This is a genomic window from Nostoc cycadae WK-1 (assembly GCF_002897135.1).
Classification (GTDB): Bacteria; Cyanobacteriota; Cyanobacteriia; order Cyanobacteriales; family Nostocaceae; genus Nostoc_B.
In genome coordinates this window covers 17,554-31,527 of sequence record NZ_DF978442.1, presented here as the reverse complement: position 1 = coordinate 31,527, position 13,974 = coordinate 17,554, and the positions used below count along the sequence as shown (strand labels likewise).

The window sequence follows — 13,974 nt, the reverse complement described above, 5'->3', positions numbered from 1 at the left end:
GACTTAAAAAGTATTTAGCATTTGGGAAGGGGCGTGGGGAAAAATATGAAGTCTGAATATTTCACCGTTGTTAGTCCCTGAGATGCTATGAGGTTGATATATGCCAGTTTTGGTTTACTGGGGTGAAGATGACTTTGCTATGGAAAAAGCAGTTAATTCGTTGCGCGATCGCATTTTAGATCCCCTGTGGACAGATTTTAACTATTCTTATTTTGCGCCTGATCAACCTGATACAGCGATTGCCGCTTTAAATCAAGTGATGACTCCCGCTTTTGGCGCTGGTGGGCGTTTGGTCTGGCTGATGAATACAAACCTCTGTCAACAATGTCCTGATAACGTTTTGGCAGAATTGACGCGCACTTTACCAGTAATTCCCGAAAATTCCTTTTTATTACTCACCAGCCGCAGTAAACCAGATGAACGGCTGAAATCTACAAAATTTCTCAAACAATTCGCCACGGAGTTTCGGGAATTTGCCCTCATACCACCTTGGAAAACTGAATTAATTGTGCAAGCTGTTCAGCAAGCGGCTCAAGCTGTGGGAGTTCAACTTACACCTCAAACGACTGAACTGTTAGCCGAAGCAGTTGGTAATGATACAAGGTTACTTTACAATGAGTTAGAGAAATTACGGCTGTATCATCTGGAAAGCAAAAAGCCTTTAGATGTAGATACTATTAGCAAATTAGTCAGGAATACTACGCAAAATAGTTTACAATTAGCAGCAGCAATTAGAACAGGCGATACAGGCAAAGCTTTAACTGTGTTGACTGACTTGCTAAATGCGGCAGAACCAGGATTGCGGATAGTGGCAACATTAATTGGTCAATTTCGCACTTGGTTGTGGGTCAAAATTGCCACAGATAACGGTGAGAGGAACCCACAGGCGATCGCTCAAGCCGCCGATGTTAGCAACCCTAAACGTATCTACTTTTTACAACAAGAAGTCAAATTTCTGTCTGTGCAGCAACTAATTTCGTGTTTACCGTTACTGTTGGAGTTAGAAGTCAGTCTTAAGCAAGGATCTGCGGAAATATCCACACTCCAGACAAAAGTAATTGAACTTTGTCAAATATGTAAAGGCAACTGAAAATACATATAAAATTTCGGTACACTGAAATTTCGTTGGAACTTCTCACTCCAAAAATAATTCACAATCAATAACGCACCCCTAAGATTGAGTCCTGTGTCACAGACATTATGAACAACGTTGCTAGTTTGTTTTTCCGAGATACTCTGAAAAATTTATTACCGAGAAATTTATTTTTTGGAGTTATGGCTAGTGCTAGTTTGTTAGCCGGCATTTTAACATTTACAGCCAAAGCTGATGCTCAAACTCCATCTGTGAACAACAACGAAATTGTCAGCTATGCCCAAGCTGTTTTAGCAATGGAGCCATCGCGCCAACAAGCCTTTGGAGAAATTAAAAAATTAATCGGTGGTGGAGAAATTCCCCAGATTGTTTGTAATAACCCTCAAAGCATTGATAGCCTACCACGCAAAGCCAGAGATATTGCTGTTAACTACTGTAATCGCTCTCAAAAAATAGTTGAAGAAAATGGTTTAACCATTGAACGTTTTAATAAGATTACTGTAGAAATTCAAAATGACAATAACTTAAAAAGGCAGATTTACAATACATTAATTCGCCTGCAAAAAAAATCCTGATTTTTATTAGAGGAGAATTCAGAATTGAAAAACTTTCTACCGCTGCTTTTGAGACTTAATGTGTTTAGTTAAATAATTTGAAATGTTAGGTGATTTATACTGAGTTTTTTAGGCAGAATAATAGTGAAAATCACATCGTTAATTGTTGCTATTGACCATTGACCCTTGACTATTGACTGAAATTCATATTCCGTGGCTTTTGCCAATTACCCAATGCCTGCGGAAAAATCGGGCTAAGGCAGATTCTTCTAGTGATAAATAGATAGGTCTGCCGTGGGGACAGGTACGGGGGTTACGAGTGCGTTGCCATTGGTCTAACAGTGTTTGCATTTCTTGGATATTTAGTGGCGTACCGTTACGAATCGCACTCCGGCAAGCAACGGCAACTTGAGCCGCTTGTAAGTCCCCGCCCCAACTGAGTTCTAAAATAGCTTCTGCACAGTCTTCTCGTTGCTGTAAAAGGGCGGGTATATTACGAACTGCCCAAAGTTGTTCACCAAAGGTTTCTATCTCTAAACCAATGCGTTGCAGTTGAGAAACTTGTGCTGGTGATAATTGATAAAGAATAATTGACGGTTCGACACGCACAAGTTGCCAGTTATCACAGATTTGTTCGTACAAAACTCGTTCGTGGGCGATATGCTGTTCTACTAGCCACATACCACCAGAATGTTCAGCCACAATATAAGTGTTGCTAACTTGGGCGACAGCTTTTAAAGAGTGCTGAGTAGTTTCTGGTTTGGGATTAAAGTTATAACCACCTTTTTCTTCTGCGGCTTTAAGTAATTTACTTACTCTGGTGGTGTGGACAGCTTCAGGAAAATTAGCAGCATCAATGCGGAGTGCTTGATCAATAGCTTGAGTTATTTGTTCTTGCCAATAGTTGAGTTCATTGAGATATATTTCGGTTTTTGCAGGATTGCGATTCCAGTTAATTTGGTCAGGAGAAATTTCTAGATGTAATAAACAAATGGGATAGCGATCGCGTGGTAAAGTCCGATGAAACGCTGAGAAAATCGTTTGTTCAATTTCTGGTGATTTCACCATTCTGCCATTAATCGCTATTCTTACCCAATCTGGTCGATGGCGATGACAACGGTCTGGTAATCCTACTACTAAATTAAGTGCTGAGTGCTGAGTGCTGAGTGCTGAGTTGGGGGGATGGGGGAGTTGAAGTTTTAGTTCTTGTAAATCACCTTGGCGGACTTGCGGTAAAATCTGCGGCAGTAGTTTTCCGGTGGTGGCTGCGGGAGAAATGGTGAACCATACTCGGTCATTTTGCCAAAGTTGCCATGTTACTTGCGGATGACAAAGAGCAATTTGATGAATTGTTGCTTGTACAGCTTTCATTTGCTGTGTCGCACTAGGTAAACCCTGACGGCGAGATAAGCAATTACCAAAAAGATTAGAGACTGTGACTACTGTACCAGGTGCGATCGCTGTTGCTTCTACTTCTAACGCCTTGCCATCATCACCATAAGCAACCCGCCACCCCAAATTACCATCGGCTGGACGACTCAGAATTTCTAAATCTGCCAAAGTTGTCAGGCTGTGCAAAGCTTCACCACGAAATCCCAAGCTGTTAATTTTCCATAAATCATCACTAGAGCGAATCTTACTAGTACTATGGGCTGTGGCGGCTTGTTGCAGGTCTTCTAGGTTCATCCCACAACCATTGTCAGCAACGCGGATGCGCCAGTGTTGTGGCCAGAGGTAAATCACAATTCTGGTTGCACCTGCATCTAGAGAATTTTCTGCCAATTCTCTAACTACAGATGCCAAGGAGTCAATCACCTCGCCAGCCGTAATCAGATATACAACTTCTGTGGGTAAAGCTTGAATAGTAGATGCCATAAATTACAGTTTAGGACAGCAAGCAACTCTTGAATAGAATAAGTATTTTTATCTGTCCAGAGATAATTTTGGATTAATTATAAAGAAACCTCAATTAAAAGACGATTGTTGATAGATTGCTTGTGAGGTTGAAAGCGGAAAATGCTCATGAGTAGTAACTTAGCCACCGATGCTCACGAATTAAAGTCTCGTTTGGAATGGGGTCAACCAGCTTTTACAATTATTGATGTGCGCGATCGCCACAGTTACAATTACGTGCATATCTCTGGGGCAATTCAAATCCCCGTCGATGACTTGGAAAAACGCGCTACATTTTCTCTACACAAACAACGTCATATCTATGTGTATGGCGAAAACGAACAACAAACCGCCACAGCCGCACAAATATTACGCGATGCTGGATTTACTGAGATAGCTGAAATCAAAGGTGGTTTCATCGCTTGGAAAATAGTCGGCGGTGCGATGGAGGGTCTTGCTGTGTAATATCAACTGGAGAATGGGGAGTAGGGAGTAAACTTTCACCCCTAACCCCCTCTGGCTAATCTTTCATCATCATCACTTTTGGCGTTTCTGGCTGTAATAAACCATTTAACAGCGATGCTGGACGGTGACTATAAGGCCAAGCAAAGGCATGGCGAAAAGCCGCGTCTTGGCAAGCTTGTAATTGAGCAAAGCTAATAATGTCGTAAGTCAAGAGATTTTCGTATTCAAATGGTAAACGGACATTATGTAAGCCAGCATTGTCAGTACAAATGGCAATATCTACCCCAGCCTCAAAACAACGGTCAAAGACTAATTTGAGTTGACGGATATCCTGTAAAGTGCCTGTTTTGATGTATGTTGTCGGGCAGACTTCCAAACACTGCCCACGTCTGGCGATATCTGGAAGTAATTCTGGATATAACAAAGGAATTTGGATACCGTGACCAATCCGCATCAGATAGGGTAGCAGTTCTGGGTAACAACCAGCGGTGGTTTCGTAAAGATGTCCAGTGGTATTAATGCCTTGCGATCGCGCATAATCATACAGACTAATCCATTCTTGCAGGCGATCGGCGTAGTAGCTATCACCCCCTGCAACATCTATTCCACAAACATACTGTCTGTTTTGCACCGCCAAATCAATAATTGCCTTATTTACCTCAAATGGTAGGCGCGTGTGCATACACAAAATTTGGCTAGTCACAATTGGGCATTCTTGAATATGACTGGCTTTGCCCACTACGTCCACAATTTCCGCCATCTTGTCAATTCTTTGGGATTGACTTAAATGTTCTGGTGTCCGTAGGTATGGGGTATAGCGCAGTTCAAGATAAGCCAAATTTTCAAATATATAAGCACCCCGTACCAAGCGATAAATAAAGTAAGGCAAAGTTTCTACAGTTTGCACACTTTCAACTAAGGTATGCAATTCTAAATATTCATCTAAGGTATTGCGAGGCTTGGTATAAAATTCTTCAAATTCTCCGTAGTGAGGAAAGCGAGAAATGAATTCCGCAGAATGTCGTTCAAAATATCGCCATAAAACGCGCGGTACAACTGAACCGCCCAAATGCCTATGTAATTCAGCGTGTAAAGCCATAGTAGTTTATTTAGAAAATTTCAATAATAGTAACAAAAACATCAAAAAGAAAAATCTATACTGAGAGTAAGATTCTGTAAAGCTAAGGTTAATTAAAATAATTGATCAAAAAATTGAGAATTTTTATATAAGACTCATACTTGATTTTTGCAAAAAATCAACACATTTCTATCTATCTTCTTTCCTGTTACCTTTTCTCTCTCTACACAAGTATTTTTAGTAATCAAACCAGAGTCTTATATATGCACTATTAACTAGCGAATATTTACTTCTGGTAGTTGATTTTCTAAATGCGAATTGAGCAGTTTATTTGTATTTTCTTTAGGAGCAACTATACCGAAAGCTAAATCTTGACTGCGCGTTTGCCAACGTTGCTTTTGAGTATACTCTTGCAGTTTAGTTTGAGCTTGAGCATACACTTTTGTATCTTTAGGAATTTGATGCAGAAACCTAACCGCCCCATCAAAGTCACCAAAAGCTGCTTTTTTATAAGCATTTTGTAAAAAGTAAGTGGCTCTAACTTGCCGTTTTTGATTATATTCAGCCAATTTTTTCTGCACTATAGCGCCAGCCGAACTTTCATGGGGAATTTGGCTCAGATATGCTAAAGCAGTCGAAAAATCTCTAGCTTCAGCTTTTGCATAAGCTTTAGTGAGTAAACTTTGTGCTTGTGTTTCAATATTAACTCGTGCTTGTTGAACAAGTTGGTCTGTTTTTGATTGCCAATATAAAATATCTGGGACTTGAGAAGCTGTTTTTAAGACATCCGACCATCTATCTTCATTCAAGGCTTGTTCTGCTAATAAATATTGTTCCGCAGCCTGAAGCCATTCTTTTTGCCAGGTTTCGATAGTGGCTTGTACTTCTGGGTAAACATTGCTGTAGGATGGAATTGATTTAGCCAGTGCGATCGCACCTTGCAAATCCCCAGCTTGATAGTTCTCTGTGGCTTTATATAAAGTTTCGCTTTCTGAATATGCAGGAGAATTATTTAGTAAAGAATAAACACCAAATCCCATCAACAAAGAATTAGCCGCCAGTCCGATTTTCATCCCTGTGAGTAATGGCGATAGCTTGTCAGAATGAGAATTTTGCTGATTATCATCACTAGTACGTACCAGAGGTGATGGCTCACTATATCGTGTTGCTAAAACTGGAGATGGCTGAGTTTCTCGCCGCATTTGTTTGAGTACACGCAGTACTTCACCCGCTGACTGAAAACGTTCTAGAAAATCATAGCGGATCATTTGGCTGAGAATAGCAGCTAAATAATCACCAACTGGAGTGTTGGGTAAACGCCAGATAATTTCATTTGTTTGCGGATCAACTTTAAACTGTAGCGGTTCTAAACCTGTGAGCGCCTGGATAGCAATCATACCCAAGGCATAAATATCACTATTAGGGCGTGTTTGGCCAATAAATTGCTCTGGTGGAATGTAACCCAATGATGTTACGGGAATCCAATCAATTGGTAATTCAGTATCTAGAGAAAACTTAACAGACTGGATAGAACCAAAGTCAATTAAAACTAGTTTGCCATCAGTACAGCGTCTAATTAAATTTTCTGGTTTGATATCACAATGAATCACACCTTGAGAATGTACAAATTCTAAAATTTGTAAGACATCTTCTAAAAATTCCACAACTTCGCTTTCAGTCCATAGACATCCCCACTGTTGATGAATTGGTAGTTCTGCTGTTAAATCATGTCCTTCGACAAACTCTTGTACGAGATATAATCGCTCATGTTCTTCAAAGCAAGCGATGAGTTCGGGAATTTGCGGATGGCTACCCAGACGTTTGAGTGTTTCTGTTTCCGTGAGAAAATGCAGTCTTAATGTTTCTAAATAGCTAGTTTGGCAATTGCTGGCTTTCAACTGCTTCACGACATATTTAGGGTCTTCTGGGTAATCTATGTCTATAGCAGTATATGTCTGTCCAAATACTCCTGCACCCAGACTTTCAACGATTTGGTATCGTGATTGTAGTACTTTACCGATCATGTAGTGGCTCATAAGCTGGTTACTTAGTAAGTCCTCATATAACTTTTCGGACATCACCTGATTGTTTCCGGATGTCCTGAAAAATAAATCACTTGAGCTTTAATTACGGTCTTCTTAGCTTGTTAATTTTTACGTATTTTTATCAAAAAAATAAAGTTACTCTGCTATTTGCACTACATATAAATTTAAATTAGCGAGTCATTGACTATAGTATCGAGAAAATAGCGATCAATGCCGTGTTTTTACGAGCAACATTCGCAAACCTAAAGAAAAGGGTTCCTTGCGAGGAGAGAAGGAACCCTTGTGCGTATTTGCGTAGAAAAGAACTCTGCAATCAAGCTAATCCAGTTTATGAATTATCCCCGTCTTTCAGGAATGCAACTATGCTACAGGAGCTTTTTGTTTACGCTTCATCCATAAACCCATAGCACCAGCAACAGCAATACCAGCAGTAGAAACAGGCTCAGGTACAGGTGTTGATTTGATGGGGATTTGTCCAGCAACTATAGTGTTGGAGAATATTACACTACTGAACAGTCCATCAGTTGGGCCATTTCCGGGTGAACCTGTAAATCCTGGATTAAATACAACTCCTAAACTTGCTGTTTCTGCACCTGTTGATGCGGCGACAAAATTGGTAAAGCGAACACCATTATTCACTGCTATACCAGTGTTACCAACGATCGCACTAGAAAAGGTTTTTAAAATATTGTTAGAAGCATCTCGTACATTTACCAGCCAACTGCTTAAATTAACTTGTGTTGCAGTTGGTAGTTGATCTACATCTACTGTGTAACTTCCATCAAAAGAACCATTTTGCAAAGCTACAGATACACCGCTAGAACCGGGAAGCGCTAGGGATTCAAATTGACCAGAAAAATTATATGTGGTTAAAGTTGCAGCTTGGGCGGGAGCATTAGCCACAGCAGCTAACATAGCAGCACCAAGGGCAATACCGGCAGTAGCTTGAGATAGTTTTTTGTAGGATGTTGTAAGCATGAGTTGAGTTTCTCCAAAAGTAGGTTTCATAAATTGGGGGAGTGCTGACAAAATTTTTGCAAAGTGATTTCTGCACCAGAGAAAAAATCTCTAGCTATCAAGAAGTTAAACATCACTTAATTGCATTAGTGAAAAGCTTTTACATCAGCAAGCTGAGTAACTTCAGTAGTTTTTTTCTAAGTGACTTCTATATATCTGCATAATGCTTAGTTGGCATAATACCAACTTTATAAAAGCTGTACTTACACAAATTTACGGAAATCAAATGATGAATTCGAGCAACTTTTTTTCGATGTCAGCAATATTTTTGTGGCTACGCACTTTATTAATTTGCTCAATAGTACGGTATTCACTTTGCTGCATTTTACATCTCTAATTAACTCCCTAGTTTAATAAGCTCGATTGTCATTGTTGCCTCTGCACATCTCTATACTGTCAGTAGACAAAAAAAACGGCAATAAAAATGGGGTTATTTTACGAAAAGATTAAATTCAAGTTTCAGTAGTATCTAAGTGAAAATTACGTCAGTATTTGATTCTGTAAGGATTTATCAGTACTGACATCAGAATATGTCACAGTCACTACATATAATTCTCTTGGCGGAAAGTTTACAATCAGGGCAATTTTTTTAGTGGCGATCGCTTTGATACAGCAAAAAAGCAGTTTGGTTGAGGAAGGAAACCCAATTTACATCTCAGCACTACGGAACTTCTTCATCTTGTTCAACGGCTTCTACTCTGTCTTGTAATGGTTTGACAACTTTCGCGATCGCTTCTTGAATAAAAGCTTTAATAAACTCGTCTCGGCGGTTCATTTGAAACTGGCGCTGTACTACCTCGGTCATTCCGCCGTCGCCCCAATCTTGATCATGGCGAAAATACTCAATAAAACTTTTCCCCGCAATTCTGGTTAAATACGCAGCTGTCACCCCTTGAATGGCTCTACCAATAATGAATGTGGCGACATTCAGTTGCAAAGCTGTAGATACTAATTGAATCGCGCCCTTGACTATCCCTAAACTGGCAATGGTTTTTGCTAAAGATAAAGCTAACTCTCTTCCCCGTTCCATATTCAATTCACAGCCGTAGACTCTGCCAATTTCCACAACCATTTGGGCGTTCACAGCGGCGGTCGCCAATAAATCTACTACTGGTAAGGGTGTCACGGAGACGACACCAGCGCCAATCCACTGAAATCGCTCAACAATTTTATCGGCTTGACGGCGGCGCTGGGCATCAATGAGTTTACGTGCTTCTTCTCCTAAGCGTAAAGATTGCAGCAAAATGTTATCTGCGATTAAATCTTCACCCTCCGCCCGCAACACAGCCGCCATCCGCCGTAACAAGGGGACAATATCTGGTTCTGGTTCGTAGAGTTCACCAGTTTCTAGTTGAGCCGATTGAGGATTAGCGGAAATCGCTACAACATCGTTAGTTGCAATAAAGCCCCGGACTCGTTCTCGCAACCGAGCTAAAATGACTTCTTTATTTTCATCGGTATAGAGGTCAGTTTTATTGAGAATTAACAGCGATCGCTTGCCAATTTCTGCCAAACCCCGCAATGGTTCATATTCTGAACGTCGCAGGTCATTATCTACTACAAATAACAACAAATCTGCGGCTGTGGCTAATTCTCTCGCTAACTGTTCCCGTTCAGTTCCAGCGACTCCTGCTTCTAAAATTCCGGGTGTGTCGGTAATTAAAATTTTGCGCTCCAATCCCTTCAACCGCAGACAATAAGTCTCGCCTACTGTCGTTGTTCCCATTGGCGCATTTACTTGCCCCACCATCCGCCCCATAATGGCATTGACAAGAGAAGTTTTACCTGCACTCCCTGTGCCGAATACCACGACTTGAATTTCACCCCGTGCTAAATTAGCTTCAATTTCCCGTGATCGACTTAATAAAGCTTGTCGTGTGACTTCGTCTTGAATTTGCGATACTTGTTGGCGCACAGCTTGGATGGTGGAAGAAGCTGCATCAGATTTAGCGGCGGGGATTTGGGCTTGTGTAACGCGCCTGCGTCCTTGGCGGGAACGTTTTTCTCCTGTCTGAAGCACCAATACGTAATAAACAAAAGCCGCAACTAAGCCGCCAATTAAAACAACCAACAGCAACAGCAGCAAATTGCCCAGCAACGGCGAATAAGACAATTGCCAATAAAGGCGCGATAGGGAATCTATCAGCCACAGGCTCATGGCCAAAATGACGATGAGACCAACAATTAGCGTTACTATGCGCGATAAAGGCATGGGTAGCGGTGGTTAGTATTCAATAAGCAGATGCTTTGTATCTTAATGGTAGGACTAATGCACAGATGATGTGGGGTGTAATCAAAATTCATGGATATGACGCATCACCTCAGCCACTGACCAAGCTTGGGCGATCGCACCTCTGGGTGTGTGTGGTGGGTCGCCATCAAAAATTTCGGAAATGGAGCCAAGACAAGCATTTGCGAGAAAATGGTCTAGGAGAGGTTGCCAACTAAAAGGTAGTGGTTCTTTGGGGTAAAAACGCTGCCAAGCGCGAGTAAATGGCCCAATTAACCAACTCCAAACTGTACCTTGGTGATAGGCGCGATCGCGGTCGTGGGGCATACCTATATATTTACCAACGTATTCGGGATCAATGAGATCAAGACTGCGAAGTCCATAGGGAGTCAGCAAGCGATAGGTGGCTAAGTCAAGTACCTGATGACCTTGCTGTTGAGAAAATCCACAATGGTAGAGAGATAATGCGAGAATCGCATTCGGACGAATTTGGGAATTGCGGCGATCGTCTGGCTCAATGGTGTCGTACAAATAACCCAACATGGGGTTCCAGAATTTTTGCAGAGAAACTTTTACCTGTTGTGCTTGCTGCTCATAACGCTGCGCCTGTTTTGCTAGACGGGCTGCATCATCTACTGGCATTTGACTTAAGCGTTTTGCCCATTGACTCATCCAACACAAAGCAGAATACCACAAGGCATTAATTTCTACTGGCTTACCATGACGGGGTGTTACAGGCTGACCGTTAACTACTGCATCCATCCAAGTTAAGGCGACACCGCGAGCATACCAGCCTACTAACCCATCAGTAGCATCAACCTGGATGTTATAACGTGTGCCACCTACAAAGGCTTTGTGGATTTGCTGCACTACAGGAAATTGCTCTGTTAAAAACTCCCAGTCTTGAGTGGCTTCTAAGTAAAGTCCTAATGTTTCAATCCACCATAGGGCTGCATCAATACTGTTGTAATATGGCTCACTGTCAACATCAGGAAAATTATTCGGAATTAAACCGTGGCGACAGTAACGCCCAAAAGTTTGTAATAGCCCTTTGGCTAATTCGTAGCGCTGCGTTACTAATGCTAGACCTGGTAAGGCAATTAAAGCATCACGTCCTCTGTCATTAAACCAGTGATAACCAGCAATGAGTGTCGGGCCAGCAATGTCAGCCCGATAAACAATAAACTGATCGCTGGCTTTGAGTAGGTGCTGCCAAATGAGAGATTGGGAAGATACAGGGAGGATAAGATTTTCCTTTTCTTTCTGCTCTCCTGCTTTCTTGCTCCTTAATAACCTCCAGTCTCTATTTGCGGTTTTACTGCATCCAAAAATCTGGCAGAGCCTTTCTTGCTCTGCTTCGACTGCTTCTGTAAAGCTTTCTGGTACTAACAGGCTTTGTTGTGGATCAGGAAAACCTAACCGTGCTTCTAAAGTTACAGCATCTCCTGGCTGGAGAGTGACTGTTAAATAGCCAGGGCTATAAAGGTCTTCATAATCACTTAATCCCCGACGTGTCTCTTCGGGGAGGATGTAATTCCAATACCAAAATGCGTCTGCTTGATATTTGCCCTGTGTCCAACGTAAATACCAAGGTTTACCAAAGTTTCCAGAGGCGATCGCTTGCAAGCAAACTTGTTGTTGTCCTAGTAATTGGGAAAATTGTAAGCCTGCGGCCTTTTGCTGATGATGAAAGTCGCGATCGCAAATCAGTAGCCGCAGTTTAAGAATAGCTGTCTCTACACCATCATAACGATAGTGAATTAAAATCCGATGACTCAGATGCAACGGCGTGACTCTATTTTCTTTACTCCCTTCCCACCCATAAGGCATTAGCAGTTGCCTACTTAACTGCCAGTTGTCTTCACCCCATATCCATTTGGGAACTGGGTTTATGTCGAAAGATCGCAGAAGTTCATAACCTGTAGGCTTAATTTCACCACTACCCCAGATATTTGTACCTAACGCCACAACTCCTTTTGATACTTCTAAGCTTGCTTCTAAATGCGATAACAGCAGAGTACGCCCAGACGGTGGACTTGTCGCCGCAAACAACCAACCGTGATAAGTGCGTGTACGGACATCAGAAACTGTACCACTGGCAAAACTGCCTAAGCCATTGGTGAGTAACCATTCTCTTGGATCTAAATTGGCCATTTGCTACTCAGAATCGTTATGACTATGATATAGTCGTAACAGATCGTAATTGAACTGTGAGTCAGCCCAATTGGGGGACTGTGTTCCTCGAAGGGGTTCTCGACAAGTACCCGAAAGGGTGAGACAGCGTGGATGGGTAAGTTTTATCTGACCCGAATTCTAACGCTACTAAAACTGATATAAGTTGAAGGAGAATTAGGTTAATGTCCCTCACTTACGGAACAGAAGGAAGCCTCCGCGTTGGTCAACAAGCTCCCGATTTTACAGCAACCGCTGTAGTAGATCAGGAATTCAAGACAGTTAAACTTTCCGACTATCGCGGTAAGTATGTTGTCTTATTTTTCTACCCCCTAGACTTTACCTTTGTTTGTCCTACTGAGATCACAGCATTTAGCGATCGCTACGAAGAATTCAAAAAACTTAACACTGAAGTTCTCGGTGTTTCCGTTGATAGTGAGTTCTCGCACCTCGCTTGGATTCAAACCGATCGCAAATCTGGTGGCGTAGGCGACCTCAATTATCCCCTAGTTTCCGACATCAAGAAAGAAATTAGCGCAGATTACAACGTTCTTGACCCAGCAGCCGGCGTTGCCTTGCGTGGTCTGTTCTTGATTGACAAAGATGGTATCATCCAACACGCTACCATTAACAACCTAGCTTTTGGTCGTAGCGTTGATGAAACCCTGCGGACATTACAAGCGATTCAGCACGTTCAATCACATCCAGACGAAGTTTGCCCCGCAGGTTGGCAACCAGGTGATCAGACAATGAATCCTGATCCTGTGAAGTCTAAAGTTTACTTCGCTTCCGTCTAGAATTTTCTCGCTTTTAATTCCAATAATATTTTTTGGCATTAAAGGCAAAATTCATCCGCACCACAGATGAACCACAGATCAACACAGATTAAAATCAGTGTTAATTTGAGTGTTAATCTGTGGTTTTGTTTTATGGCAGGAGGCAGAAGGCAGGAGGCAGGAGGTAAAATTTTTAATATTTAATTCAAGGATAACAATATGCTAACTTCAACTGATTTCACAGGCTTATTTAATGAGCGATTTTTCCGTAACTTTTTGCCAATACCCGCAACTAGTTACTTTCGCCAAGAAATAGGCACACCCGATTTCCAATTACCCGATATCACTAATAGTACTGTAGTTAAATTGTCAGATTATCGAGGCAAGCAACCAGTATTACTTGCCTTTACAAGAATTTTTACTGACAAGCAATACTGCCCGTTTTGCTATCCGCATATTAAAGCTTTGAATGAAAATTATGAGGAATTTACAAAACGCGGTATAGAAGTTTTGATGATTACTAGTACCGACGAAAGGCAAAGTCAAATAGTTGTACAAGATTTAGGCTTGAAAATGCCCTTATTGAGTGACCCTAGTTGCCAAGTTTTTCGGAGATATAGAGTAGCTCACATCTTGCACCTGGAAATAGTA

General features: G+C 41.5%; 11 protein-coding genes. 5 read left to right on the top strand and 6 right to left on the bottom strand.

What is annotated here, in order from left to right:
• Positions 1–100: 100 nt before the first annotated feature.
• Positions 101–1,090: a DNA polymerase III subunit delta gene (gene holA, locus NCWK1_RS24930; protein ID WP_096575056.1), complete on the top strand. Its 990-nt coding sequence runs from the start codon at positions 101–103 to the stop codon at positions 1,088–1,090.
• A 110-nt stretch (positions 1,091–1,200) separates the two neighbouring features.
• Positions 1,201–1,668, top strand: coding sequence for a DUF4168 domain-containing protein (locus NCWK1_RS24925; RefSeq protein WP_103126567.1), 468 nt, complete (start codon positions 1,201–1,203; stop codon positions 1,666–1,668).
• A 183-nt stretch (positions 1,669–1,851) separates the two neighbouring features.
• On the opposite strand, the gene mutL is transcribed toward NCWK1_RS24925, so the two are convergent.
• Positions 1,852–3,522, bottom strand: a complete 1,671-nt coding sequence (gene mutL, locus NCWK1_RS24920) for a DNA mismatch repair endonuclease MutL (protein ID WP_103126566.1) — start codon at positions 3,520–3,522, stop codon at positions 1,852–1,854.
• Positions 3,523–3,669: 147 nt separating this feature from the next.
• Here mutL and NCWK1_RS24915 point away from each other — a divergent pair, with 147 nt between their 5' ends.
• Positions 3,670–4,005, top strand: coding sequence for a rhodanese-like domain-containing protein (locus NCWK1_RS24915; RefSeq protein WP_103126599.1), 336 nt, complete (start codon positions 3,670–3,672; stop codon positions 4,003–4,005).
• Between the two features lie 55 nt (positions 4,006–4,060).
• Here NCWK1_RS24915 and NCWK1_RS24910 read toward each other — a convergent pair whose 3' ends face one another.
• The 5 genes from NCWK1_RS24910 to NCWK1_RS24890 form a co-directional block, all read right to left on the bottom strand.
• On the bottom strand, positions 4,061–5,104 hold the full coding sequence (locus tag NCWK1_RS24910; RefSeq protein WP_103126565.1) for an adenosine deaminase: 1,044 nt from the start codon (positions 5,102–5,104) through the stop codon (positions 4,061–4,063).
• 254 nt (positions 5,105–5,358) lie between these two features.
• A complete protein-coding gene (locus NCWK1_RS24905) occupies positions 5,359–7,119 on the bottom strand; it encodes a serine/threonine-protein kinase (RefSeq protein WP_103126564.1) in 1,761 nt (586 codons plus the stop codon).
• A gap of 369 nt (positions 7,120–7,488) precedes the next feature.
• Positions 7,489–8,106 (bottom strand): PEP-CTERM sorting domain-containing protein, encoded by a 618-nt coding sequence (locus tag NCWK1_RS24900; protein ID WP_096584692.1) that lies wholly within the window; start codon positions 8,104–8,106, stop codon positions 7,489–7,491.
• A gap of 700 nt (positions 8,107–8,806) precedes the next feature.
• Positions 8,807–10,357: a YcjF family protein gene (locus NCWK1_RS24895; RefSeq protein WP_103126563.1), complete on the bottom strand. Its 1,551-nt coding sequence runs from the start codon at positions 10,355–10,357 to the stop codon at positions 8,807–8,809.
• Positions 10,358–10,438: 81 nt separating this feature from the next.
• Positions 10,439–12,529 (bottom strand): amylo-alpha-1,6-glucosidase, encoded by a 2,091-nt coding sequence (locus NCWK1_RS24890; protein ID WP_103126562.1) that lies wholly within the window; start codon positions 12,527–12,529, stop codon positions 10,439–10,441.
• Positions 12,530–12,732: 203 nt separating this feature from the next.
• Between NCWK1_RS24890 and NCWK1_RS24885 the strand changes: the two genes are divergently transcribed.
• Positions 12,733–13,344 (top strand): peroxiredoxin, encoded by a 612-nt coding sequence (locus NCWK1_RS24885; protein ID WP_015113183.1) that lies wholly within the window; start codon positions 12,733–12,735, stop codon positions 13,342–13,344.
• 198 nt (positions 13,345–13,542) lie between these two features.
• A partial coding sequence (locus NCWK1_RS24880; RefSeq protein WP_103126561.1) for a peroxiredoxin family protein occupies positions 13,543–13,974 on the top strand: 432 nt, incomplete at its 3' end.